Origin of the sequence: Rhizobium sullae (genome assembly GCF_900169785.1) — a bacterium.
GTDB classification, from domain to species: Bacteria; Pseudomonadota; Alphaproteobacteria; order Rhizobiales; family Rhizobiaceae; genus Rhizobium; species Rhizobium sullae.
The window spans coordinates 196,834-221,406 of record NZ_FWER01000012.1 but is presented as its reverse complement, the minus strand read 5'-3'; the positions used below and the strand labels follow the sequence as shown (position 1 = coordinate 221,406).

At 62.3% G+C, this 24,573-nt stretch carries 21 protein-coding genes; 15 read left to right on the top strand and 6 right to left on the bottom strand.

All coding sequences use genetic code 11. The features are described 5' to 3' along the window. Nucleotides 1-168: 168 nt before the first annotated feature. Nucleotides 169-465: a co-chaperone GroES gene (gene groES, locus BN1800_RS13245; RefSeq protein ID WP_004675403.1), complete on the bottom strand. Its 297-nt coding sequence runs from the start codon at nucleotides 463-465 to the stop codon at nucleotides 169-171. A gap of 350 nt (nucleotides 466-815) precedes the next feature. On the opposite strand from groES, the gene BN1800_RS13240 reads away from it, so the two are divergent. The 4 genes from BN1800_RS13240 to BN1800_RS13225 all read left to right on the top strand — a co-directional run bounded on the left by BN1800_RS13240 (nucleotide 816) and on the right by BN1800_RS13225 (nucleotide 6,569). Further along, on the top strand, nucleotides 816-1,664 hold the full coding sequence (locus BN1800_RS13240) for a TIGR01459 family HAD-type hydrolase (protein WP_086998084.1): 849 nt from the start codon (nucleotides 816-818) through the stop codon (nucleotides 1,662-1,664). A gap of 14 nt (nucleotides 1,665-1,678) precedes the next feature. After that, nucleotides 1,679-2,662, top strand: coding sequence for a bifunctional riboflavin kinase/FAD synthetase (locus BN1800_RS13235; RefSeq protein WP_086998081.1), 984 nt, complete (start codon nucleotides 1,679-1,681; stop codon nucleotides 2,660-2,662). A gap of 243 nt (nucleotides 2,663-2,905) precedes the next feature. Beyond that, nucleotides 2,906-5,806: an isoleucine--tRNA ligase gene (gene ileS, locus BN1800_RS13230; RefSeq protein ID WP_027507821.1), complete on the top strand. Its 2,901-nt coding sequence runs from the start codon at nucleotides 2,906-2,908 to the stop codon at nucleotides 5,804-5,806. A gap of 139 nt (nucleotides 5,807-5,945) precedes the next feature. After that, nucleotides 5,946-6,569, top strand: coding sequence for a hypothetical protein (locus BN1800_RS13225; protein ID WP_086998078.1), 624 nt, complete (start codon nucleotides 5,946-5,948; stop codon nucleotides 6,567-6,569). Nucleotides 6,570-6,882: 313 nt separating this feature from the next. Here the strand turns inward: BN1800_RS13225 and BN1800_RS13215 are convergent, their stop codons facing one another. After that, nucleotides 6,883-7,320, bottom strand: coding sequence for a nucleoside deaminase (locus tag BN1800_RS13215; protein WP_027507819.1), 438 nt, complete (start codon nucleotides 7,318-7,320; stop codon nucleotides 6,883-6,885). 91 nt (nucleotides 7,321-7,411) lie between these two features. Between BN1800_RS13215 and BN1800_RS13210 the strand changes: the two genes are divergently transcribed. From BN1800_RS13210 to BN1800_RS13200, 3 genes are read left to right on the top strand one after another with little or no spacing between them, the layout of a single operon-like run. Beyond that, the gene (locus BN1800_RS13210; RefSeq protein WP_027507818.1) at nucleotides 7,412-9,301 is read left to right on the top strand and encodes a pseudouridine synthase; all 1,890 of its coding nucleotides are present in this window, start codon (nucleotides 7,412-7,414) and stop codon (nucleotides 9,299-9,301) included. Beyond that, nucleotides 9,282-9,842 carry a 16S rRNA (guanine(966)-N(2))-methyltransferase RsmD gene (gene rsmD, locus BN1800_RS13205; RefSeq protein ID WP_027507817.1) on the top strand — a complete coding sequence of 187 codons (561 nt, stop codon included), beginning with the start codon at nucleotides 9,282-9,284 and terminating at the stop codon, nucleotides 9,840-9,842. Before BN1800_RS13210 ends, rsmD begins: the two co-directional genes overlap by 20 nt. Nucleotides 9,843-9,868: 26 nt before the next feature. Continuing rightward, a complete protein-coding gene (locus tag BN1800_RS13200) occupies nucleotides 9,869-10,750 on the top strand; it encodes a patatin-like phospholipase family protein (RefSeq protein ID WP_027507816.1) in 882 nt (293 codons plus the stop codon). On the opposite strand, the gene BN1800_RS13195 is transcribed toward BN1800_RS13200, so the two are convergent. Beyond that, nucleotides 10,747-12,555 carry a monovalent cation:proton antiporter-2 (CPA2) family protein gene (locus BN1800_RS13195; protein ID WP_027507815.1) on the bottom strand — a complete coding sequence of 603 codons (1,809 nt, stop codon included), beginning with the start codon at nucleotides 12,553-12,555 and terminating at the stop codon, nucleotides 10,747-10,749. The two genes, BN1800_RS13200 and BN1800_RS13195, sit on opposite strands and share 4 nt — an antisense overlap. Nucleotides 12,556-12,674: 119 nt before the next feature. On the opposite strand from BN1800_RS13195, the gene BN1800_RS13190 reads away from it, so the two are divergent. The 6 genes from BN1800_RS13190 (at nucleotide 12,675) to lpxK (ending at nucleotide 18,537) form a co-directional block, all read left to right on the top strand. Next, nucleotides 12,675-14,021 (top strand): TldD/PmbA family protein, encoded by a 1,347-nt coding sequence (locus tag BN1800_RS13190; protein ID WP_086998071.1) that lies wholly within the window; start codon nucleotides 12,675-12,677, stop codon nucleotides 14,019-14,021. 29 nt (nucleotides 14,022-14,050) lie between these two features. After that, entirely contained in the window at nucleotides 14,051-14,860 is an 810-nt protein-coding gene (locus BN1800_RS13185; RefSeq protein WP_027507813.1) for a 3'(2'),5'-bisphosphate nucleotidase CysQ, read from the top strand. A gap of 61 nt (nucleotides 14,861-14,921) precedes the next feature. Beyond that, a complete protein-coding gene (locus tag BN1800_RS13180) occupies nucleotides 14,922-15,170 on the top strand; it encodes a DUF4170 domain-containing protein (protein ID WP_027507812.1) in 249 nt (82 codons plus the stop codon). Nucleotides 15,171-15,342: 172 nt separating this feature from the next. Next, nucleotides 15,343-16,662 (top strand): lipid IV(A) 3-deoxy-D-manno-octulosonic acid transferase, encoded by a 1,320-nt coding sequence (waaA, locus tag BN1800_RS13175; RefSeq protein WP_086998068.1) that lies wholly within the window; start codon nucleotides 15,343-15,345, stop codon nucleotides 16,660-16,662. Between the two features lie 8 nt (nucleotides 16,663-16,670). Continuing rightward, complete coding sequence (locus tag BN1800_RS13170) at nucleotides 16,671-17,390, top strand: HAD family hydrolase (RefSeq protein WP_027507810.1); 720 nt, start codon at nucleotides 16,671-16,673, stop codon at nucleotides 17,388-17,390. 103 nt (nucleotides 17,391-17,493) lie between these two features. Continuing rightward, nucleotides 17,494-18,537, top strand: a complete 1,044-nt coding sequence (gene lpxK, locus BN1800_RS13165; RefSeq protein WP_086998065.1) for a tetraacyldisaccharide 4'-kinase — start codon at nucleotides 17,494-17,496, stop codon at nucleotides 18,535-18,537. A 2-nt stretch (nucleotides 18,538-18,539) separates the two neighbouring features. Here the strand turns inward: lpxK and BN1800_RS13160 are convergent, their stop codons facing one another. The 3 genes from BN1800_RS13160 to mutL all read right to left on the bottom strand — a co-directional run bounded on the left by BN1800_RS13160 (nucleotide 18,540) and on the right by mutL (nucleotide 21,091). Then, the gene (locus BN1800_RS13160; RefSeq protein WP_086998062.1) at nucleotides 18,540-18,818 is read right to left on the bottom strand and encodes a GNAT family N-acetyltransferase; all 279 of its coding nucleotides are present in this window, start codon (nucleotides 18,816-18,818) and stop codon (nucleotides 18,540-18,542) included. A gap of 136 nt (nucleotides 18,819-18,954) precedes the next feature. Continuing rightward, the gene (locus tag BN1800_RS13155; RefSeq protein ID WP_022716573.1) at nucleotides 18,955-19,185 is read right to left on the bottom strand and encodes a DUF2093 domain-containing protein; all 231 of its coding nucleotides are present in this window, start codon (nucleotides 19,183-19,185) and stop codon (nucleotides 18,955-18,957) included. A gap of 64 nt (nucleotides 19,186-19,249) precedes the next feature. Next, on the bottom strand, nucleotides 19,250-21,091 hold the full coding sequence (gene mutL, locus BN1800_RS13150; protein WP_086998059.1) for a DNA mismatch repair endonuclease MutL: 1,842 nt from the start codon (nucleotides 21,089-21,091) through the stop codon (nucleotides 19,250-19,252). Between the two features lie 179 nt (nucleotides 21,092-21,270). Between mutL and BN1800_RS13145 the strand changes: the two genes are divergently transcribed. Together BN1800_RS13145 and BN1800_RS13140 are read left to right on the top strand one after the other, a co-directional pair. Continuing rightward, nucleotides 21,271-22,995, top strand: coding sequence for a response regulator (locus BN1800_RS13145; RefSeq protein ID WP_086998056.1), 1,725 nt, complete (start codon nucleotides 21,271-21,273; stop codon nucleotides 22,993-22,995). A 116-nt stretch (nucleotides 22,996-23,111) separates the two neighbouring features. Then, nucleotides 23,112-24,473, top strand: coding sequence for a putative bifunctional diguanylate cyclase/phosphodiesterase (locus BN1800_RS13140; protein WP_086998053.1), 1,362 nt, complete (start codon nucleotides 23,112-23,114; stop codon nucleotides 24,471-24,473). The last annotated feature ends 100 nt before the right edge of the window (nucleotides 24,474-24,573 follow it).

Below are 24,573 nucleotides of genomic sequence, written 5' to 3'. Positions count from 1 at the left end.
GCGGTGCGGCCGAATTTAATTTCTTTAGCTGCCATTTTGAAAACTCCAGAATAGGGTTGTCAGCAATTTCGGGAAAAAGCGATCGGCTGGATCAGCCGATGATGCCCATGATGTCGGCTTCCTTCATGATCAGCAGATCTTCGCCGTTGATNAAAGCGATCGGCTGGATCAGCCGATGATGCCCATGATGTCGGCTTCCTTCATGATCAGCAGATCTTCGCCGTTGATCTTGACTTCGGTGCCGGACCACTTGCCGAACAGAACGCGGTCGCCAGCCTTGACGTCGAGAGCGACGACCTTGCCGGACTCGTCGCGAGCGCCGGAACCGACGGCGACGATTTCGCCTTCCTGCGGCTTTTCCTTGGCGGTGTCGGGAATGATGATGCCGCCTTTAGTCTTTTCTTCGGATTCAACGCGGCGAACGACGACGCGGTCGTGAAGGGGGCGGAAGTTGGTGCTTGCCATTGTCTAATCCCTCGATCAAATGACATTCGCAGGCCGGGCGGCCCACATGGATGAGTGCTAGCACTCTCCGTTGAGGAGTGCTAACGCCGAGCATTTAGGGATGGCTCCAGAAGGAGTCAAGAAGACCCATCACGGAATTTTGTGCCGGAATTGTGAAGAGCGTGGGAATTGTCTGAAGCATTGGCCGATTCGATGCCTTTGACTGCCTGAGCTTCGGCGGGCTTGCGGAAGCCGTCGCGTTTCTCTGGCAATCCTCCCGCGGTTTTTGCCGGCGATCGTCTGAAAATCCCTTGCCATCGCCGCATGCCTTTGCAATGTCACGCCTGACTGAAAGCAAATCGGGAAATCGGATGGCCAAGCGGATTGGAAGTTTTGCGGAGATCACCAGTCAGTATGATGCGGTGTTCTGCGATGTCTGGGGTGTGCTTCACAATGGCGTCGATCCTTTCCCGAAGGCCGCCGCCGCACTGGAGGCCGCACGCGGCGAGGGGCTAGCTGTCATCCTCATCACCAATTCCCCGCGCATCGCCCCGCAGGTGGTCGCCCAGCTTCGCCAGATCGGCATCCAAGACGGTGCCTATGACCGGATCGTCACCTCCGGCGATGTTACCCGGCGCCTGATTGCCGAAGGCCCGAAAAAGGTCTTCCTGCTCGGCCCTGACCGCGATCTGGCCCTCATCGAAGGCCTCGGTGTTGAGCGCGTCGATGCGAAGGAGGCTGAAGCCGTGGTCTGCACTGGCTTCTTCGACGACGAGACGGAAAAGCCGGAAGACTATACGGAGATGCTCAAGTATTTTCAGGCGCGCAACGTGCCGATGATCTGCGCCAATCCCGATCTCGTCGTCGAGCGCGGCCATCGCATCATACCTTGCGCCGGCGCCATGGCTGCCTACTACCACCAGCTTGGCGGCGAGATCCGCATTGCAGGCAAGCCGCACGCGCCGATCTACGACGCCGTGCTGGCAACCGCGCACGAACTCCATGGCGATTTCCCGAAGAGCCGCATTCTCGCCATCGGCGACGGCATGCCGACGGATGTGCGCGGCGCTCTCGATTACGGCCTCGATCTTCTCTATATCAGCGGCGGTATCCACGCGAAAGAATACACGTTGAACGGCGAGACCGACGAGGCGATCCTGCATGCCTATCTAGAACGCGAGAGGGCCGCGCCCAAGTGGTGGATGCCGCGCCTCGCATAAGAAGAAGCCCGCCGATGACCGTTTTCCACCGCAATGAAACCCGCGAACCCTTGCCCGCTCATCTGAAGGGCGGGGTGATTGCCATCGGCAATTTCGACGGCGTGCATCGCGGCCATCAATCGGTGCTGAACCGCGCACTGGAAATCGCCAAGGAGCGTGGCATCCCGGCGCTAGTGCTGACCTTCGAGCCGCATCCCCGCACCGTCTTCAGGCCGGAAACGCCGGTTTTCCGTCTTACGCCGGCGCCGTTGAAAGCTCGCATCCTGGAGACGCTCGGCTTCAACGCCGTCATCGAATATCCCTTCGACCGCGAATTCTCGCAGCGCTCGCCGGACGATTTCATCCACGGCATCCTGAAGGATTGGCTCGGCGCCTCCGAAGTCGTCACCGGCTTCGATTTCCATTTCGGCAAGAACCGCGAGGGCGGCCCGGCCTTCCTCATGGATGCCGGTCACAAATACGGCTTCGGCGTCACGCTGATCGACGCCTTCCGCGACGAGAATGCCGAGGTCGTCTCCTCAAGCTATATCCGCACGCTCCTGAAGGATGGCAATGTCAGCGAAGCCGCAGCGGAGCTTGGCTACCGCTACACAGTGGAGGCGGAGGTGATCGGCGGCGAAAAGCTTGGCCGCCAGCTTGGTTTCCCAACCGCCAACATGCAGCTTCCGCCGGAGGCCGAACTTGCCGCCGGCATCTATGCAGTTCGCTTCCGCCTGGACGACGGCAGGCTTTACGATGGGGTTGGGAGCTACGGCCGCCGCCCGACGGTGATCGAAAACGGAACGCCGCTACTGGAGACCTACCTCTTCGATTTCGGTGGCGACCTCTACGGCCGGACCTGTTCCGTCTCCTTCTTCGGCTACCTGCGGCCCGAACTGAAGTTCGAGGGGTTGGAGCCGCTCGTTGAGCAGATCAAGCGCGACGAGCAGGAGGCGAGGGCGCTGCTTGCGGGTGTCCGGCCGCTTGGCGAACTCGACCTCAAGCTTTGTTTCGTCTGATGCCGCGACGCTGGTTCGCGCGGGCTCAAATCCCTCTTCCTTTTCCCGGTAAAAACGCCTATGAACCGGCGCTATGAATAACGTCCGGCTGCCGAGTGCGATGCGAATTATCGGCCCGGCCTTCCGCGCGCGCTAAGCCGCCGGAAGGTCCGGGTTTTTGGCGCTTGGGCAAACGAGCGCTTCCGTCACCAGACATTTTTGAAGCCGTCGCGCCTTGAAGGCGCCTAGAAACGATTGCTGAACATGACCGACACAGCCGAAAAGATCGACTACTCGAAGACTCTCTACCTGCCCGAAACCGACTTCCCGATGCGTGCCGGCCTGCCGCAGAAGGAGCCGGAAATCGTCGCCCGCTGGCAGCAGATGGGCCTCTACAAGAAGCTGCGCGCATCTGCCGCCGGGCGCGAAAAATTCGTCCTCCACGACGGCCCGCCCTATGCCAACGGCAACATCCATATCGGCCACGCGCTGAACAAGATCCTCAAGGACGTCATTAACCGCTCGTTCCAGATGCGCGGCTTTGACGCCAACTATGTTCCCGGCTGGGACTGCCACGGCCTTCCGATCGAATGGAAGATCGAGGAGAAGTACCGCGAGAGGGGCAAGAACAAGGACGAGGTCCCGGTCAACGAATTCCGCAAGGAATGCCGCGACTTCGCCGCCGGCTGGATCAAGGTGCAGTCCGAGGAGTTCAAGCGCCTCGGAATCGAAGGCGACTTCGACAATCCCTATACGACGATGAACTTCCACGCGGAGTCCCGCATCGCCGGCGAGCTTCTGAAGATCGCGAGAAGCGGCCAGCTCTACCGCGGCTCCAAGCCCGTCATGTGGTCAGTCGTCGAGCGCACGGCGCTGGCGGAAGCCGAGGTCGAATATGCCGATGTCGAAAGCGACATGATCTGGGTGAAGTTTCCGGTCGCGGAAGGCCCTGCCGCCCTGGCCGGCGCCTTCGTGGTCATCTGGACGACGACTCCCTGGACGATCCCCGGGAACCGCGCGATCGCGTTCTCGTCGCGCTACCCCTACGGTCTCTATGAAGTTGCGACCGCCGAGAACGACTTCGGTCCGCAGCCGGGCGAGAAGCTGATCTTTGCCAAGCGCTTGGCTGAGGAATCCGCAGCCAAGGCGAAGGTGACCTTCAATTTCGTTCGCGATATCAAAGCGGATGAACTTGCCGCCGTAACCTGCGCGCACCCGCTGCATGGCCTGGGCGGCGGCTATGATTTCCATGTGCCGCTGCTTGATGGCGAGCATGTGACCGATGATGCCGGCACCGGTTTCGTCCATACGGCCCCCAGCCACGGCCGCGAAGACTTCGATGCCTGGATGGACAATGTACGGGAGCTCGAAGCACGCGGCATCTCCTCCACGATCCCGTTCCCGGTCGACGACGCGGGCTTCTTCACCGTCGATGCGCCAGGATTTGGTCCGGATGCGGAAGGCGGCGCGGCGCGCGTCATCGACGACAGCGGCAAGAAGGGCGATGCCAACGAGCGCGTCATCAAGGCGTTGATCGCCCGTCACGCGCTCTTCGCGCGCGGCCGCCTCAAACATTCCTATCCGCATTCGTGGCGCTCGAAGAAGCCGGTCATCTTCCGCAACACGCCGCAGTGGTTCGTCTATATGGACAAGGAACTCGGCGACGGCACGACGCTGCGCTCCCGCGCGCTGAACGCGATCGACGAAACCCGCTTCGTGCCGGCCGCCGGCCAGAACCGCCTGCGCGCCATGATCGAACAGCGCCCCGACTGGGTGCTTTCGCGTCAGCGCGCCTGGGGCGTGCCGATCTGCGTCTTCGTCGATGAGCAGGGCCAGATCCTGCAGGACGACGAGGTCAACGCCCGCATCCTCGAAGCCTTCGAAAAGGAAGGTGCCGACGCCTGGTTCGCCGAAGGCGCGCGTGAGCGCTTCCTCGGAAAGAAGGCGAACGAGCCGTGGAAGCAGGTCATGGATATCCTCGACGTCTGGTTCGACTCGGGCTCGACGCATACCTTCACGCTGGAAGACCGACCGGACCTCAAGTGGCCGGCCGACCTCTACCTTGAAGGCTCGGACCAGCATCGCGGCTGGTTCCACTCCTCACTCTTGGAATCGGCCGCCACCCGCGGCCGCGCGCCCTACAATGCCGTCCTCACCCATGGCTTCACCATGGACGAGAAGGGCGAGAAGATGTCGAAGTCCAAGGGCAACGTGACTGCGCCGCAGGAAGTCATGAAGGATGCAGGTGCGGATATCCTCCGCCTCTGGGTCATGACCTCCGACTATGCGGACGACCTGCGCGTCGGCAAGACGATCATCCAGACGAACGTCGATGCCTACCGCAAGCTCCGCAACACGATCCGCTGGATGCTCGGCACGCTTGCCCACGACAAGGGCGAGGTGATCGCGCTCGCCGACCTGCCGGAGCTGGAGCAGCTAATGCTCCACCGCCTGGCGGAACTCGACGAGCTCGTCCGCGAAAATTACGATGCCTTCGACTTCAAGAAGATCGCCCGCGCGCTGATCGACTTCGCCAATGTCGAACTCTCGGCCTTCTACTTCGACATCCGCAAGGACGCGCTCTACTGCGACGCGCCGTCGAGCCTGCGCCGCCGTGCGGCCCTCCATGTCATCCGCAACATCTTCGATTGCATGGTGACCTGGATGGCGCCGATGCTGCCCTTCACGATGGAAGAGGCATGGCTATCGCGCGATCCATCGGCGGTCTCGGTTCATCTCGAACAGTTCCCGGCAATCCCGGCGGAATGGAGGAACGAGGCGCTGGCTGCCAAGTGGAAGAAGGTCCGTGCGATCCGTTCGGTTGTCACCGGCGCTCTGGAGATCGAGCGCAAGGACAAGCGGATAGGCTCGTCGCTGGAAGCGGCACCCGTCGTGCATGTCACTGACGGCGCGCTTCGTGCCGCTCTCGGCGGCCTGGATTTCTCGGAAATCTGCATCACCTCGGACATCGGCGTTGACGGCGGCGAAGGTCCGGTTGAAGCCTTCCGGCTACCGGAAGTTCCAGGCGTCAGTGTCGAGCCAAAGCTTGCCGAGGGCACCAAATGCGCCCGTTCCTGGCGTATCACCAAGGATGTCGGCTCCGATCCGCAGTATCCGGATGTATCGGCACGCGATGCTGCTGCATTGCGTGAACTCGGATTGTGATACGGAAGAAAATTGCCGGATGAATTGCTCTTTTGCAGTTCATCCGGTAGAAGCTGCCTGAAAATGGCCGGATTTTTACGTCAGGGGGACGATTATCCGGTAGGGCGATGATTGCACCGGCATGGCTGGAAGGGTTTTCATGTTCGCAACGCGTTGGTTCCGTGTAGGCGCTTGCCTGACTGTTGTTGTGGCGGCTGGCTCGATAGCGTCCGGCTGCAGCCCGACCTACGGCACCGGCACGACGGCGATGTCGCAGCTCGGCGACGATCTCGGCCAGTCCGTGTCCTTGGCTCCCCGGGAGCCGAAGAACAAGGGCGTCAAGTACACGCCGCGCCCGACGCTGGTCCTGCCGGCCCAAGCGTCGAAGGAAACGCTGGTCGAGCCGCAGCAGACGATCGCCAGCAAGGAAAATCCTCAGTGGGTCGAGTCGCCGGAAGAAACCCGTGCGCGCCTCGTTAAGGAAGCGGACGACAACGAGGACAAGTACACCTACGTCTCGCCGCTCGCCAAGAACGGTGTGGAAGGCGGCCGCCAGACGACGGAAGCGCAGACCAAGGCCTATCGCGAAGCCCGCGCCCTGCAGAAGGGTGCCTATCTCGATCAGCGCCGCTACATTTCCGATCCGCCGACGGCCTATCGTCAGGTTGACGATCCCGCCAAGCTGGAAGATCTCGGCGAGCCCGAACTCAAGAAGGCGAAGCAGCGCAAGAAGGATGCCGCCGTCGCCGGTACCGGCAAGAAGTGGTGGAACTTCCTTCAGTAAGTTCAGGCCATCTCAGGTTTGCCGCGCCGCGGACCAGCGGCGCACGAGTACGATGTGCAGCAACTGACATCCGAAGAGAATGCAGGCGGGGATCAGAAGTGCATTTGCGCCGATCAGGCCGCTCGCAGTTATTGGGATGCTAATGGCGATGGCGAGCACCGGCACAAAGCCGAAAGCGATAAGCCGCGGCGCCGACCAATTCACATTGCCCCGCAAAGACCATTGCATCGGGATTTTTCGGCACCCGGCGCGACGCCCCAGTAAGCCCAGGCAGCGGGCGCAATCATGGCGGCGAGGACAAGGATGGCCGGTGTCATGGCAGCTGCCTCTTTTCGGCGAAGAACGTCCTGAGAATATCTGCTGATTCCGTTTCGTTCAAACCGGAATAGACCTCCGGCGCATGATGGCATGTTGGCTGTGCGTAGAACCGCACGCCGTTGTCGACCGCCCCGCCCTTCGGATCTTCTGCGCCGTAGTAAAGCCTGCGGATGCGCGCGAACGAGATGGCCGCCGCGCACATGGTGCAAGGTTCCAGCGACACATAGAGATCGGCTCCAACCAGACGCTCCTGCCCTAGGGCCTCGCAGGCCATCCGGATCGCAACGACCTCGGCATGCGCCGTGACATCGTTGAGTTCCCGCGTCCGGTTGCCCGCGCGCGCGACGACGGCGCCATCAAGCACCACCACGGCGCCGATAGGCACTTCGCCGCGCTCGCCCGCCGCCCGCGCTTCGTCGAGCGCCATCTCCATAAACCAATTTGTCTTCACGATCCGGCAAATTCCCACTTAACCGCAGGGGCGCGACCTGATAGACAGGCCCCAAAAGGCAGGCAAACAACAAATGACATTCAAAGACAAGCCAAAACGGCCGGGCGGCAAGCCCTTCGAGCGCGATGCGCGGCCGAAAACCGAAGGCAAACCGGCAAGAAGCGTGCCCACGAAGGCTGCAGCCGTAGAGGCCGAAGGCGAGACCAAGGCGGAACGCATCTCCAAGGTCATGGCGCGCGCAGGCGTTGCCTCGCGCCGCGACATCGAGCGCATGATCATGGAAGGCCGCGTCACGCTGAATGGCAAGACGCTCGACACGCCAGTCGTCAACGTGACGCTCGCCGACAAGATCGAAGTGGACGGCGTTCCGATCCGCGGCATCGAGCGCACGCGCCTCTGGCTCTACCACAAGCCGGCCGGCCTCGTGACCACCAATTCCGACCCGGAAGGCCGTCCGACGGTTTTCGACAATCTTCCGGAAGAGCTGCCGCGCGTCATGTCGATCGGCCGGCTCGACATCAATACCGAAGGTTTGCTGCTGCTGACCAATGACGGCGGTCTTGCCCGCGCGCTCGAACTGCCGACCACCGGCTGGCTGCGCCGCTACCGCGTCCGTGCCCACGGTGAGATCGATCAGGAGGCGCTCGACAAGCTGAAGGACGGCATTGCCGTCGACGGTGTGCTTTACGGCGCGATCGAAGCGACGCTCGACCGTACGCAAGGTTCGAATGTCTGGCTGACGATGGGCCTGCGCGAAGGCAAGAATCGCGAAATCAAGAACGTTCTCGGCGCGCTCGGCCTCGACGTAAACCGCCTCATTCGCATTTCCTACGGCCCGTTCCAGCTCGGCGACCTGCCCGAGCGCGAGGTTGTCGAAGTGCGCGGACGCACCCTCCGCGACCAGCTTGGTCCGCGCCTGATCGAGGACGCCAAGGCGAATTTCGACGCGCCGATCTACAATAGCCCCGCTGTTGCTGCCGAAGAAGAGGCCGAAGCAAGACCGGAGCGCCGCGAACGTTCGTGGAAGCCGGAAGACAAGCGCGAGCGTGCACTGAGCCGCCTCGACACCAAGCGTGACGATCGGCGCGACGATCGCCGGGATGACCGTCGTGAAGGCGGCCGCGATGGTGGCAGAAAGGAAGACGACCGGCCCAAGCGCCCCCCAGTTGGCAGCCGCAGGAACGCCAACGTGTGGATGGCACCCGGCGCCCGTCCGCTCGGCGAAAAGGCGGCCGCCAAGGCTGCGAAGAATGCCGAGACCGCCCGCAAGCGTGGCGAGAAGCCGGGCGGCAGTAAGCCGCAGCCCTCCAGCTACGGCGACGACCGGCCACGTGTGCAGATCAACCGCGCCCGCGACGAAGAAGGCGAGTGGATCCGCTCCAGCGAAGTTTCGCCGAAGTCCAAGGATGACGGGGAGGGTTTTGGCCGCAAGCGCTCATTCGGCGATCGTCCTGCACGCCCGGATCGCGGTTTTGGCGACCGCCCGGCTCGTGGCGACCGCCCGTCCGGTGACCGTCCTCCGCGTGGGGCTCGGCCTTTCGGCGACAAGCCTCGCGGCGATCGCCGACCACGTGCTGAGGGTGACGAACGTCCCCGTTCTTTCGGTGACCGTCCCGCGCGTGGTGACCGTCCTTTTGGCGACAAGCCCCGTGTTGACCGCAGACCACGCGAAGAGGGTGAGGAGCGTCCCCGTTCCTTCGGCGATCGTCCGCGCACTGCCCGCAGCGCTCCCGGCGAGGGTCGCTCCGAACGTCCGCGCGGCGAAAGGCCGTTTGGCGATAAACCTGCGGGCGACAAACCGCGTGGCAAGAGCTTCGGCGGCAAGCCGGGCGGCGGCTCCAAGAATTTCTCCGGCAAGCCCAAGGGCGATCGGCCGGGCGGTGGCGGCAAGCCTTCGGGTGGGCCTTCGCGGGGTGGACCAAAAGGAAAGGGAATGACGCGCGGTGCGGATCGTCGGCGGTGAGTTTCGCGGACGGTCGCTCGCCGTACCGAAGTCGAATGATATCAGGCCGACTGCCGACCGGACGCGGGAGAGCCTATTCAACATCCTGAGTCACGCCTATCCGGAATGCATCGACGGCACCCGGATTCTCGATCTTTTTGCCGGCACCGGCGCCGTTGGCCTTGAAGCCGTCTCGCGCGGCTGCCGTCATGCGCTCTTCGTCGAAAACAGCGTAGAGGGAAGGGGGCTTCTCTGGGAGAATATCGACGCCCTCGGTCTTCACGGCCGCACCCGCATCCTGCGGCGTGACGCCACGGATCTGGGCTCCGTTGGCAATCTCGAGCCGTTCAACATGCTTTTCGCCGATCCGCCCTATGGCAAGGGTCTTGGCGAAAAGGCGATGGCCGCTGCCGCCAAGGGCGGCTGGCTCGCGCCGGGCGCGATCGCCATTCTGGAAGAGCGTTCGGATGTTGCCGTTTCCGCCGATCCTTCCTATCTCTTTCTGGAAGACCGTGTCTTCGGCGATACAAGGGTACATTTCTTCCGCTACCAGCCTCTGTAGGCGGCGGGTCATCCGGAGTTGAGTTCGTGCGGCAGGCGGTTATTGCGAGTAACGACATGCCTGTTCCAAGCGGCATGCCGACCGTGGCCATCGCCTTCGGCGGCGGCGGCGCCCGTGGGCTTGCCCATATACACGTGATTGAGGCGCTGGATGAGCTCGGTATCCGCCCTGTCGCGATTTCCGGCGCGTCGATCGGCGCGATCATGGGTGTCGGCATGGCGGCCGGCATGACGGGCGAAGCGATCCGCGAGCACGCGCTGATGACGGTCGGCAACAAGACAGCTGTCGTCAGCCGCATCTGGGGTCTTCGGCCGCAGACGGTCCGGGATGCCGTCGCAAAGGGCATCCGTATCGGCCAGTTCAATCTCGAGCGCATCCTCAAGGCCTTCTTGCCGGCCGGCCTGCCCGATCGCTTCGAAGATTTGCCTATTCCGATGAACGTCATCACGACCGATTACTACGGCCAGAGCGAAGTCATCATCGGCGAAGGAGCGCTGTTTCCGGCGCTCGCCGCATCGTCTTCCATCCCAGCAGTCTTCATGCCCGTGCGCCTCCACGGCCGGGTGATGATCGATGGCGGCATCAGCAATCCGGTTCCCTACGAGTGCCTGATGGATATCGCCGATATCATCATCGGCGTCGATGTCGTCGGCGCGCCGGAAGGCGACGGCACGCATATTCCAAACCGCATGGAAAGCATTTTCGGTTCCGGCCAGCTGATGATGCAGACGGCAATCACGCTGAAACTCAAGCTTCAGTCGCCGCATATCTTCCTGCGCCCCGCCGTCGGCCGCACCGGCGTCATGGATTTTCTCAAGGCGCGCGAAGTGCTGGCGATGTCGGCGGGCGTCAAGGACGAACTGAAGCGCGCACTCGATCAGGAATTCGAAGCCCGCCTCAGGGCTTAGGCGTCTGCCGTGACCTCCGCCGTGCCCGCCAGCGGGTCTTCGTCGAAATCCATGGCTCGCTTCGGCTTCACCAGCGGCTCCGGCCGGACCGGCTGCGAGAAGAGCATGTCGCGCCCGGCCTGCAGCCCGCCGGTTACCTGAAGCGCCAGCCGCTCCTCATCGCGCTTGCGGATATCCTCGCCGATCTCAAAAGCGGCCGCCTCGTCGACCCCAAGTGCTTCAAGCGTGCGGCGGCCGAACAGCAGGCCGGATTCCAGCGTTTCGCGCAATTCATAATCGACGTTCTTGTTGCGAAGCGCGATCGAATGGACGCGGTCATAGGCGCGCACGAACAGCTTCGCATGCGGATATTCGGCTTGCACGAGGTCCACGACCTTGTCGGTGATTTCCCGCTTCTGCGTGCAGACGATGACGATTTTCGCCCTTTCGATGCCGGCCGAGCGCAGCACGTCCTTTCGTGTCCCGTCGCCGAAGTAGATACGGAAGCCGAAGGACGAAGCTTGGCGGATACGGTCTGCGGAGAAATCGATGACGGTTACGTCCCGCCCGCCCGCGAGCAGGATCTGCGCGGCGATCTGGCCGAAACGCGAGAAGCCGATCATCAGCACATCGGCGCCCGCGCCCTCGAAATCCTCATCGAGCTCCTCCTGCTCGTCGCCTTTCAGCATGCGCTTCGAAAGTGCTGCCCCGAGCGGCGTCAGCGCCATCGAGAGGGTCACGATCGCCACGAGAAGCGATGCGGTGCTAAAGGGCATAAGGCCTGCGGCACCCGCGGTCGTGAACAGCACGAAACCGAACTCGCCTCCCTGCGGCAGCAGGAAAGCAATGCGGATAGCATCGTCGTGCGAAGAGCCGCTCACCCGGCAGAGGCCGTAGATGATCAGCGCCTTGACGGCCATCACGATCGGCACGGCGGCGACGATGAAGAGCGCGTTGTCGATCAGCACCTCAAGTTCCAGCGACAGGCCGACCGCCATGAAGAAGATAGCAAGCAGCACGCCGCGGAAAGGTTCAATATCCGCCTCAAGTTCGTGCCGGTAGGAGGATTCGGCGAGCATGACGCCGGAGAGGAACGCGCCCATGGCCATGGAAAGCCCGGCGAACTGCATCAGACTTGCCGATCCCATAACGACGAAGAGGGCGGCGACGATCATCGCCTCGCGTGCGCCAGTCCTTGCGATCACTTGGAAAAGCGGCGTCAGCAGGTAGCGTCCCATGACGATCATCGCGCCGACCGCGCCGACCGCGATAGCAAAATCCAGAAGCGGCGCATTGCTGCCGGTTTCGCCGTCGAGGATGGTGATCAGCGCGAGCAGCGGAACGATCGCCAGGTCCTGGAAGAGCAGCATCGAAAAGGCGCGCTGCCCGTATTTTGTGTTCACCTCGCCCTCATCGTCGAGAATCTGCATCGCAAAGGCAGTGGAGGAAAGCGCCAGCCCGAAGCCCGCAACGATGCTCCCCCGCCAATCGAGTGCGCCGGAGAGATAAGCAAGCGCCGTCAGTGCCAATCCCGTCAGCATTACCTGAGCGGTGCCGAGACCGAAGATATCCCGGCGCATCTGCCAGAGCCGCGACGGCTTCAGCTCGAGGCCGATGATGAAGAGCAGGAAGACGACACCGAGCTCGGCAACGCTCAAAATCTGTTCGCCGTCGGTAATGCCGTGAAATATCGGGCCGATGACGACGCCCGCGGCAAGATAGCCGAGCACCGTGCCGAGCCCGAGCTTCTTGAAAATGGGCGCGGCGACGACCGCACCGCCGAGCAGCAGGATCGTTTCGGAAAAGAGGGCATTGGAGGCGGACATGTCGCGGAGTTTCTTTCAATGGCAGGATGCGCGCAAGCCGCGCGAAAAAGAATCGGCGGCCGCGGCCTTGATGCTTTCGGAAGTGCACAATAAATGGAAGCCCAAGGAAAGGCCAACTCATGTCCTCAGAAATAGACTCCTCGACACTTCTTTCCCGTGCAAGCCAGTTGATCGATCTCGCCAGAAAGGCTGGTGCCGATGCCGCCGATGCGGTTGTCGTGCGCTCGCGCTCGCAATCCGTCAGCGTCCGCCTCGGCAAAGTCGAAGGCACCGAATCGTCTGAAAGCGACGATTTCTCGCTGCGCGTCTTCGTTGGCAGGAAGGTCGCGAGCGTCTCCGCCAATCCCGGTTTCGATCTGCAGGCGCTCGCCGAACGTGCTGTCGCGATGGCGAAAGTCTCGCCCGAAGATCCCTTCGCCTGCCTTGCGGACGAGCAGCGGCTTGCGAAATCCTATCCCGATCTGGAGCTGTTCGATCCGGCGGAGGTTTCCGCCGGCATGTTGCGCGAGGCAGCCCTTGCGACGGAGGCAGCGGCACTTGAGGTCAAGGGTGTCACCAACTCGTCCGGCGGCGGGGCTTCCGCCGGCTACGGCGGAATGGTCCTCGTCACTTCGCACGGCTTCGAGGGCAGCTATATGGGCTCGCGCTTCGGCCGCTCCGTCAGCGTCATTGCCGGAGAAGGCACCGGCATGGAGCGCGATTACGATTACGACAGCCGTCTTTATTATTCCGAGCTCGACGATGCCGCCGAGATCGGCCGCCGCGCCGGCGAGCGCGTGGTCAAGCGCCTCAATCCGCGCCAGGTCGATACCGGCAAGGACGTTACCGTCGTCTTCGATCCGCGCATCGCTCGCGGTTTTGTCGGCCATATCGCCGGCGCCATCAATGGCGCGTCGGTTGCACGCAAATCCAGCTTCCTGCGCGACAAGATGGGCCAGCAGGTCTTGAAATATGGCCTTTCGATTACCGATGATCCGCTGATCGTCCGCGGCCCATCCTCGCGTCCTTTCGACGGTGAAGGCGTTTCGGGCGAGCGGCTGGTGATGATCGAGGACGGCGTCCTGAATCATTGGTTCCTTTCGACTGCGACGGCGCGTGAAATCGGCATGGAAACCAACGGCCGCGGCGTGCGCAGCGGCAATTCGGTGACGCCCGCTTCGACGAACCTCGCTCTGGAGCCGGGTGATATCTCGCCCGAGGAACTGATCCGGAGCGTCGGGAACGGCTTCTATGTGACAGAGCTGATCGGCCAGGGCGTCAACATGCTCACCGGCGAATACAGCCGTGGCGCGACCGGCTTCTGGGTCGAAAACGGTGAATTGACGTTCCCTGTCTCCGAAGTGACGATCGCTTCGAACCTCAAGGAGATGTTCATGCACGTGACGCCCGCAAACGACATCGACCGCAAGTACGGCGTTGCGTCTCCCACGCTGGCGATCGAGGGTATGACGCTGGCGGGACGCTAAGCGCCCTGACCTTGAATTGGATTGATGCAATGAGTGACGTTCAAACGGCCCGCTGGCGGAGCGATCTCGAATTGATCGCCGATGCCGCGAAGCAGGCAGGTGATGTCGCTCTCGGCTTCTTCAATCAGTCGCCGGAAGTCTGGTGGAAGAATGGGGGGCGCTCGCCCGTCAGCGCTGCCGATTTCGCCGCCAACGAAAAGCTTGAATCCATCCTGCGCCTCGCCAGGCCGGATTACGGCTGGCTCTCAGAAGAGACTGAAGACAGCGCCGCCCGTCTGTCGGCTGAGACGCTTTTCGTCATTGATCCGATCGACGGCACGCGCGCTTTCCTTGGCGGCCTGGATCTCTGGTGTGTCAGCGTCGCCGTCGTCCACCGCGGCCGGCCGGTTGCCGGAGTGCTTTACGCACCCGCCCTAGGCGAGCTTTTCGAGGCGGTCGAAGCCGGTGCCGCGACGAAGAACGGCAAGCCAATAGCGGTATCCGCCAAGGGACCGGATACCGTCAGCCGTTTTGCGATCGGCGAAGACATCCTGAAGGCGTTCCCCGATCCTTTCCGGCGGAAGATCGAAAGGGTGAAGCATGTGCCCTCGCTCGCCTATCGCATCGCGATGGTTGCAGACGGCCGTCTCGAAGGCACCTTCGTCAAGCGCAATTCGCATGATTGGGATCTTGCGGCCGCCGATCTCATCCTCGAACGCGCCGGCGGCCGGCTGACCGATCTCGATGGGCGCGCGGTGCTCTACAACCGTCCTGAGGTCAGTCATGCCGAGCTTTGCGGCGCTGCCGGCCCTCGCGTTGTGGAGTTTCTCGAAGGGCTTGCTGGCATACGAAGCAGTTGACGTTTGCGTCAAAATCCCGCAGATGAAAGCGCGGAGGAGACCAGAAAAGAAAGAGAAGAAAATGACGGAATCTGGCGGCAAAAAGCAGCTCTTGCATCTCGTATTTGGCGGCGAACTGGAAAGCCTGACCGACGTTCAATTCCGCGATCTGAACGATCTCGATATCGTTGGCATTTTCCCGGATTATGCCTCTGCGCTGACGGCCTGGAAGGCCAAGGCGCAGTCGACGGTGGACAACGCGCATATGCGCTATTTCATTGTTCATATGCACCGCTTGCTCGATCCGCAGGATCAGTCCGGAACCAACTGATTTTTAAGCGTTTTATGCATCGATGGCCGCTCTATCGGCAGCGCCGTCCTGCGCATTGCCAGATGCGCGCTATCGATTGACGCATTCTGAACAAATTACTCGGTCATTCCGGCCGCAACAATAATTGGGGAATGGGTTTGATGTCGATCATTGCTGATCGGAGGCATTTTAGATGAGTTCGCCGAGAGCGCGGTTCGCGCTGGGCGTCTACCGGACCGCGGGGGTAGTCGCTTCGCCGCTGGTCGGTGCCTATCTCGCCTACCGGACCGCGAAGGGCAAGGAAGAGCGTGCGCGCCGCACGGAGCGCTTTGGTTATGCTAGCGCAAACCGGCCGCAGGGGCCGCTTGTCTGGTTCCATGCCGCAAGCGTCGGTGAGACCAACGCTGTCATTCCGCTCATCCGCGAAATCCGCCGCCGCGATATTCATGTGATCCTGACGACCGGCACGATAACCTCGGCAAAGCTCGCCGCCGAGCGCATCGGCAACGAGGCGATCCACCAATATGTGCCGCTCGACCTGAAACCTGCCGTCAGCCGCTTCCTGGAATACTGGCAGCCCGATTGCGCCATCATCGCGGAATCCGAGATCTGGCCGGCCACCGTCATGGAGCTCGGCCGCCGCCGCATTCCGCAGATCCTCGTCAATGCGCGCATGTCGGATCGCTCCTTCGCGCGCTGGCAGCGGCGCGTGTCCATTGCCGAAGCGCTCTTTGAAAATCTCGCGCTCGTCATCGCGCAGTCGGATATTGATGCCGAGCGGTTTCGCGATCTCGGCGCCAGGCATGTGACGACCTCCGGCAATCTCAAGGTCGATACCGACGCACCGCCTTATGACGCATCCGTCCTCGCCCGCTACAAGAAGCAGATCGGGGACCGCAAAACCTGGGCCGCGATCTCGACCTTCGAGGGCGAGGAGAATGCCGCGGCAGTCGTCCATCGAACGCTGAAGGAGCGCAACGGCCAGCTGACGATCATCGTGCCGCGCCATCCCGAGCGCTCCGATGAGATCGAGGAAATGCTCGTCAAGCAGGGCCTCAAGGTTGCCCGCCGCACGCGTAACGACGTGCTGTCGCCGGATATCGACATCTTTCTCGGTGATACGATCGGCGAAATGGGTCTTTACCTGCGACTGACGGAAGTTGCCTTCGTCGGCCGTTCGCTCTTTGCCGAAGGCGGGCAAAACCCGCTGGAGCCAGCCATGCTCGGCTGTGCGGTGCTTTCCGGCAGCAACGTCCAGAATTTCCGCGAGACCTATCAGAGGCTCGCCCGCCGCGGCAGCGCCCGCATGGTGCGCGATACCGAGATGCTGGCCAAGGGCGTGCATTATCTGCTTATTAATGACGAGGCGCGGCGCAATATGATCGAGGCTGGTATCATGGCCGTGCAGGAAATGCGCGGCGCGCTGACGGCGACGGTGAAGTCTCTCGAGCCTTACATCAACCCGCTCACGGTGAAGGCAAGACTGCTGCCGAAGACCATGGCAGAGGGCTGAAGGAAAAGATGACGGCTGCGAACATCAAGGGAATTCTCTTCGACAAGGATGGCACGCTGCTCGACTACGATGAAAGCTGGCTGCCGGTGAACCGCGAATTGGCGCGCATCGCCTCGCAAGACGATCCGGCCCTGGCCGACCATCTGCTGAAAGCGACCGGGATGGACCCGGTGAGCGGCCATATCGTACCCGACAGTCTGTTGGCCGCCGGCAACACCAGGCAGATCGCCGAGGGGCTGGTCGCGGCGGGTTCCAGGCTCGATGTCGCGGAAATGACGATCAAGCTCGACGCACTCTTTTCCCATGCTGCAGACTTCTCCGTCCCGGTCACCGATCTTGCCGCCTTCTTCGGGCGCCTGCATCGCCGCGGCTTCAAGCTCGGGGTCGCGTCAAGCGACAACGAGCGTTCCATCCGCCAGACGGCGCAGCGCTTCGGCTTCGCGGAATTCATCGACTACATCGCCGGCTACGACAGTGGTTTCGGTAGCAAGCCGGATGCTGGAATGGTCCTCGGCTTCTGTAAGGCGACGGGGCTTACGCCAGCCCAAGTGGCGGTCGTCGGCGACAACAATCACGATCTGCATATGGGCCACAATGCCGAGGCCGGGCTCAAGGTCGCCGTGCTGACGGGCACAGGCTCGCGGGAATCGCTGGCGGCGGCCGCCGATTATTGCCTCAATGATATCACCGAACTCGAGGCGCTTCTTCCGGACCATCAGCCGGCGTGATTTCACCGAAGCTTGCTTTTTCTGCAATTTTGCCCTTTCTTTCCCGCCAGTCGAGGGGGCAGCCGGTTGCCGGAGGGCACCGGAGGAGCGTAGGGCGGCAAATATGGTATCCGAGGCGCCGCCGTTCTGGTGGACGAAAGCTGATTGGCGGGCATGGGCGCTCTCGCCCTTTTCCTTCCTGTATGGACGGATCGCCGGCTACCGGATGATCCATGCGCGCCGCGCCTCCCTTCCTGTTCCCGTCATCTGCATCGGCAACTTCACCGTCGGCGGTGCCGGAAAGACGCCGACGGCGCTGACGATCGCCCGTGCCGCCAAGGCCAAGGGACTGAAGCCCGGCTTTCTGAGCCGTGGCTATGGCGGCTCTCTGGACGTCACGGTGGTTGTCGATCCCGCCCATCATCGTGCGGTCGCCGTCGGCGACGAGCCGCTGCTGCTTGCCCGCGAGGCGCTGACCGTCGTTTCCCGCCGCCGCGTCGAAGGCGCCGAAAGGCTGGTGAGAGAAGGCGCGGACCTCATTATCATGGATGACGGCTTCCAGAGCGCACGGCTGGAGATCGACTACGCATTGCTCGTCATCGACGCGACGCGCGGCCTCGGCAATGGGCATACGGTGCCGGGTGGCCCAGTGCGCGCTCCGATTTCCGTGCAGATGCGCTATGCCAGCGCGCTCCTGAAGGTGGGGACGGCCAATGCCGCCGACGCGATCGTCCGCATGGCTGCCCGCGCCGCCAAACCCTATTTTACCGCATCGCTGAAGGTTTGCGGCGAGAACGATCTTGCCGGCCGGAAGGTGCTGGCTTTCGCAGGCATTGCCGATCCGGACAAGTTTTTCCGGACGGTGGAGTCGCTCGGCGCCGAAATCGCGATTGGCAGATCCTTCGGCGACCACGAACACCTGAGCGACGATGAGATCACCGATCTGCTGTCGACCGCCGAACGCGAAAACCTGCTGATCGTCACGACTTCGAAGGACTTCGTGCGGCTTGCTGGACACCATGGTAAGGCAGAGGAACTCGCCGCCAAATGCCGCGTCATAGAAGTCGAAATGGCCTTCGAAGATCCGCAGGCGCCCGGTCTCATAATCGATCGTGCGATTGAAGCCTGCCGGGAGCGGCGGCTGAGGAAAGGCCGGAAGTCCGGGTGAGTTTAGGGGCGCCTGCCGCGGATTTCGGAAAGACTGACCTTGGCAATGCCGTCAGAGCCAAAATTGCTCTCGTCGAGCCAGGCTTCGATCACCGCCTTGTGCCCGGGCCACTCTCCTATGAGCATGGAGTGCCAGGCGACATCGCGTTGAAATCGCTTAACGATCACTGCGTTCCGCCAGACGCCCTCGAACACGAAGCCGTAGCGTGCTGCCGCGCGCCGCGATGCGTCGTTGGCTGATAGTCGAACGACGAAGGGGCGTTCGCTGCCGGGCTGCTCCACAGCGCTTCAACATGTGCCTCGCTCAGCCGCTCAAGACTGACGCTCCGGCCTTCGTGAATATTGCGCTCCGGAATGCGCCTCGCGGCATGAATGATCGGGCGGCCGAGCGAGCGCTCTTTCGCCAGCGTTTCCTGGATCAGCGCTTTTGATTCGGCAGAACGCCGGCGCGCTTGTCGGCTTCGAGCGAAGAAACGACGTCGGCATAGGGTTCCTGGCGCGCGACGCTCCAGTAGCGCAACTCGTCGAGCGGGATGTGCTTGCCGGTCATGGCGCAGATCACATAGGAGCCCGGCGACAGGATTTGGAAATCTGCATCGAGATAGCGGATCTTCGCCTCGCGGTTTCCGTTTCCCTCAAACAAGTTCATCCTGCTCCGTTCCCTGTTGCCTTCGACTGCCAATATCGCGCCGAAAGCATTATTGCCAGCCTTTTCAGCTGCGTCCGAACAGGCGCTCGATATCGGCCAGCTTCAGTTCGATATAGGTCGGTCGCCCGTGATTGCACTGGCCGGAGCCCGGCGTCACTTCCATCTGCCGAAGCAGCGCGTTCATTTCCTCCGGCCGGAGCCTGCGGCCGGAGCGCACCGAGCCGTGGCAGGCCATAGTCGCGGCGACGTATTCGAGCTTGGCCGAAAGGCCGGAAGCCGTATCCCATTCGGCAATCTCGTCGGCAAGCTGGCGGATGAGGCCCTGCGCATCGACCTCGCCGAGCATGGCCGGCGTTTCGCGCACGGCAATCGCCCCCGGCCCGAAGCGCTCGATCGCAAGCCCAAGTTCTCCGAGGCCTTCGGCATGCACCATCAGCCGGTCGCAATCTTCTTCCGGAAGGTCGACGATCTCCGGGATTAGCAGCACCTGCGACGGCAGCCGCTTCGAATGCAGCGCCTTGCGCATCGCCTCGAACACCAGCCGCTCATGCGCGGCGTGCTGGTCGACGATGACAAGCCCGTCATCCGTCTGCGCGACGATGTAGTTTTCGTGGATCTGCGCCCGAGCGGCGCCGAGCGGGTAACGCGGCGGCGGCTCTTCGGCCGGTGCGGGCTGCTGCCATGCCTGCGCCTGCGGTTCGGCGCGTGCAGTCGGCATGCTCAGCCCGTCGAAGGACGCCTGCAGCCTTTCGCCAAAATGGCCATTTGGGGTCTGACCAAAACCGCCGTTTGCGGTCTGAAAGGGGCGCGATGGGGAGGTCTCGGCCGACCATGCGGCTTGCTGCGGCCGCTGGTAGTTCGGCTTGAAACCGGGCCTGAAGGAGCAAAGCATGTCGTCCGCGCCGGTCGTCGCCGCCCGGCTTCCATCGCGCGCCAGCGCCTCGCGCACCGCACCGACGATCAGGCCGCGCACAAGGCCCGGATCGCGAAAGCGCACGTCCGACTTCGCCGGATGCACGTTGACATCAACCAGCGCCGGATCGAGCGTCAGCGCCAGGACGGCCACCGGGTAGCGCCCGCCCGGGATCGTCTCGGCATAGGCGCCGCGGATCGCCGAAAGGATCAGCTTGTCCTGGACCGGCCGTCCGTTGACGAAGGCGTATTGATGGGCGGAGTTGCCGCGGTTGAAGGTCGGCACGCCGGCAAAGCCGGTGAGTGTGATGCCTTCGCGCTCCGCATCGAGCTCGATCGCATTGTCACGGAATTCCTTGCCGAGCACCTGCGCCATGCGCGCGAGGTGATCCTCTCCGGTCGCCGGAAATTCAAGCGTGCTGCGATCGGTGCCGGAGAGCACGAAGCGAACGTCGGGAAAGGCGATCGCCATGCGCTTGACGACGTCGGTGATGGCAGCCGCTTCCGCCTTCTCTGTCTTGAGAAATTTCAATCGTGCGGGCGTTGCGAAAAACAGGTCGCGCACTTCGACGATCGTGCCGGGGTTGGCGGCCGAGGGTCTCAGATGCAGCACCTTGCCGCCCGCAACCGCAATCTCGCTGCCGTCCGCACTATCCTTGCGGCGGCTGGAAATGCTGAGCTTCGCCACGGAGCCGATCGAAGGTAGCGCTTCGCCGCGAAAGCCGAGTGTGCGGATGTCGTCGAGCGTCGTGGAAATCTTCGAGGTGCAATGCCGCTTCACGGCAAGTTCGAGATCGGCCGCTTCCATGCCCGAACCGTTGTCGCTGACCCGCAGCAGGCCTTTGCCGCCGCCGGACGTAGCGATCTCGATGCGTGTCGCGCCGGCGTCCAGCGCATTTTCGATCAGCTCCTTCGCCGCGCTTGCCGGGCGTTCGATGACTTCGCCGGCGGCGATCTGGTTGATGAGCGTTTCGGAGAGCTGTCTGATGGCCATGCTTCATTTTCGTGGATTCGCGTGCCCGAGGGAAGGGCGAAAACGCTCCATCCGCAGGGACTGTGTTTCCCCATGAATTGGGGTGCTTAGCGTTAAGCCGCCGTTAGGAGAAAGCTGGCATTTTGATCGCACACAACCAGACAGTGCTATGAAATCGGATAGATGTGGGACGTGAAGGAATGAGTGCCGGCTGCGAAAAGGCGGACGCATCATCCGTGAGCGATGAAATGCCGGCCGAAATCGACCTGCAGGCAGCGCTCTTCGACGCCATTTCGGATGGCCTTTCGGCTGCTCTTATCATCTATGACAAGAACGATCAAATGATCTTCGCGAGCCGTCAGGTGCTCGATTTCTTCCCGATTTCATCCGTGACGCTGAAGCCCGGAACCCGGCTTCGCGATTTTCTCGGCGCCGTCTACGACACCGGCGTGCGCCAGCAATATGCAGCCAGGCAACCGGGCGTGCCGCTCGGACGCGAGGATTGGCTGTCCCAGAAGATTGCGTCCCACTGGCGCGAGCGCTTCGAAATCGTTGAGCGCCATGGCAGCGACCGCTGGATCCGTCTGGTCAAGCGCCGTCTGCCGAGCGGCTATTGCGTATCGATCATTTCCAACATTTCCGAGGAGAAGAAGCGCGAAGAGCAGTGGCGCTCCGACCTCCAACGCGTGCAGCTGACCGAGGATGTCCTCGACAATCTGCCGTTCCCGCTCTTCGTCAAGGATCGCAATCTCACCTATGTCGCGGTCAACATCGCCTTCTGCGAGAAATACCAGACGACCGCCGAGGAAGTGCTCGGCCGTAAGAGCGGCGACCTCTTCTCCCCAGATATCGCCAAACGCTTCGAAGACAGCGACCGGCATGTCCTGGAGACGGGCGAAATGTCGGTCGTGCGTCAGCGGCAGGTCGCCCGCGACGGTTCGGAGCGCGACATTGTCAGCCGCAAGCACCGCATTGGCAAGCCGGGGCGCTATTTCATCGTATCAACGATGCAGGATCTGCCGCGTGATGGCGCCGATCTCGACGAATTCGAGCAGGCAACTTCCGTTACCGCTTCCAGCAGCCAGTCATTTCGCCGCGCTTATGTACCGCTGAACGGCGACAACGAGCGCCGGCCGCCGGCCGCCATGGAGACGATCGTTCCGGAGAATTTCTCCGGCCGCAAGATTCTGGTCGTCACGGGCGACCTCGCTGCCGAAACGGCCGCACTCCGCACCCTTGCGAAATATGGCTTCGAGGCCTGCTCGGTTCGGGGCGATGACGAGGAGGAGCGCTTCCTTGAAATCGCAACCTCGTCCGGCATCTCGCTGGATCTTCTGATCGTCGACAATCAGATGGGCATGCGCTGCCTGGAGCTCGCTGGACATTATGGTATCCCGGCGCTGGTCATGGACGGCTTCCAGCTTGCCAATGAGCTGACCTTCCAGATCGCCCGCCACTTCAACCGTAACAACCGTGCTGCCGCAGCTGTGGGCGAGGCTGACTGGGAAATCAACACCGCTTCCGAGACAGATCTGCTGGAGGTGCTGGTAGCGGAAGACAACGACATCAACCAGATCGTCTTCTCCCAGATCCTGGAGGGATTGGGCTATCGCTACCTGATCGCGCCGAGCGGCGACGAGGCGGTACGTCTCTGGGCGGAACACAGGCCGCAGATCGTGCTGATGGACATTTCGTTGCCGGGATTGAACGGCTTCGAGGCGGCGCGCATGATCCGCCAGATGGAAGATGGCCATCCGAACAGGACGCCAATCATCGGCGTCCTGACGCAAGCATTCGAGCGGGATCGCGCCGAGTGTGCGAAGGCGGGAATGGACGACGTCATCATGAAGCCGGTCAGCCCGGACATATTGGAGACGCTGTTCCAGAAGCATCTTGCCGGCGAGCCGCTGCGGGCACGCCTCTGAGCGGAAACGTTGCCGCTGGCTCATGCCGAGGGCGGCTTCGAGCCGGCTTACTATCGGTTTGTTAAGACTTGCCCGCCATTCTTCCCGAAGGGAGTGACGAAATCTCAGGTTGAACGATGAAGTCGGTGGACATACCCTTCTTGCCTGTGAGCCAGAACGAGCTACAGGCCATGGCTTACACCGATCCGCTGACCGGGCTCGGCAACCGACACCGCATGCGCGACAGGGTCACCCAGATTTCCACCGAACGCGCGAGCGATCCGGCGCCGTTCACCGTCGGCATCGCCAACCTCGATTCTTTCAAGCCGATCAATGACCTCTTCGGTTCTGCAGCCGGCGACGAAATTCTCTGCCAGGTGGCTCATCGCCTGAAGGCATGTATTCCGGACGGTGCACTGGTCACCCGCCACGACGGTGACGAATTCGCTTTTGTGCTGCCGCTGATCTTCGAGCGCGCGAGTGCTGAAAAGTTCGGCCAAATGATCCGCGAGGTCTTGTCTGCGCCCTATGATCTCGGCGACCGCAATGTCCGGCTTTCCTCCTCCTTCGGCTTTGCGATCTACCCTTTTGCCGGCGCAGAATTCGATGAGCTTCTGAAAAGCGCTGAAACCGCTCTCTATCGTTCCAAACGCCGCGGCCGCAGCCAGATTACCGTCTATTCGCGCGAGATCGCGCAGGAGATGAAGCGCGCGACGCAACTCGAGCAGGCGCTCCGAAATGCCATCATCTCGGACGCCATCGATGTGCATTTCCAGCCGATCGTCTCCCTGTCGAATAGTCAGGTCGTCGGTTTTGAGGCCTTGGCACGCTGGAACGATCCTGATCTCGGTTTCGTTTCGCCGGGCGTCTTCGTGCCGCTTGCCGAAGAACGCGGCTTTATCGACGCGCTGTCGGAAACCTTGCTTCGGAAGGCGGCGGAGGCAGCACTCTCCTGGCCCCGCGAACTGTTCCTGTCCTTCAACTTGTCCTCCGCGCAGCTCATGGATCCCGGCACGAGCAGTAACGTGCTCTCCATCCTCGGCCGCGTCGGATTCGATCCGCACCGGCTGGAGCTGGAAATCACCGAAACGGCCGTCATGAGCTCTGCCGACACCGCCCACCGCATCCTTTCCGATCTGCGGCAGGCGGGCGTGCGCATCTCGCTCGACGATTTCGGCACCGGTCAATCGAGCCTCGGGCGCCTGCGCGACTTCATCTTCGACAAGGTGAAGATCGACCGCGCCTTCGTCTCGCGCATCAATTCCGATCGCGCCTCCGAGCATATCATCAAGGCGATCCTGACGATGTGCGAGGGGCTCGATCTCGAAGTGGTTGCCGAGGGCATCGAAGATTATTCGGAGGCCGTGAAGCTGCGGTCGCTCGGTTGCGGCATGGGGCAGGGCTACCATTTCGGCAAGCCTGCAGACGGTATCGCGACGTTGCGCTTCCTCCACGAGAACTATTACGATGCGACCGCGATCGATCGCGTGCCGGCCTGAAACCTGCGCAAGGCATGCAATTCATCCTGCCCGCGCCATGATGCTTGTTCAAGCATCTGACACTGATGTCCATGCGGCAATCTACGACGCCTCGCGCTTT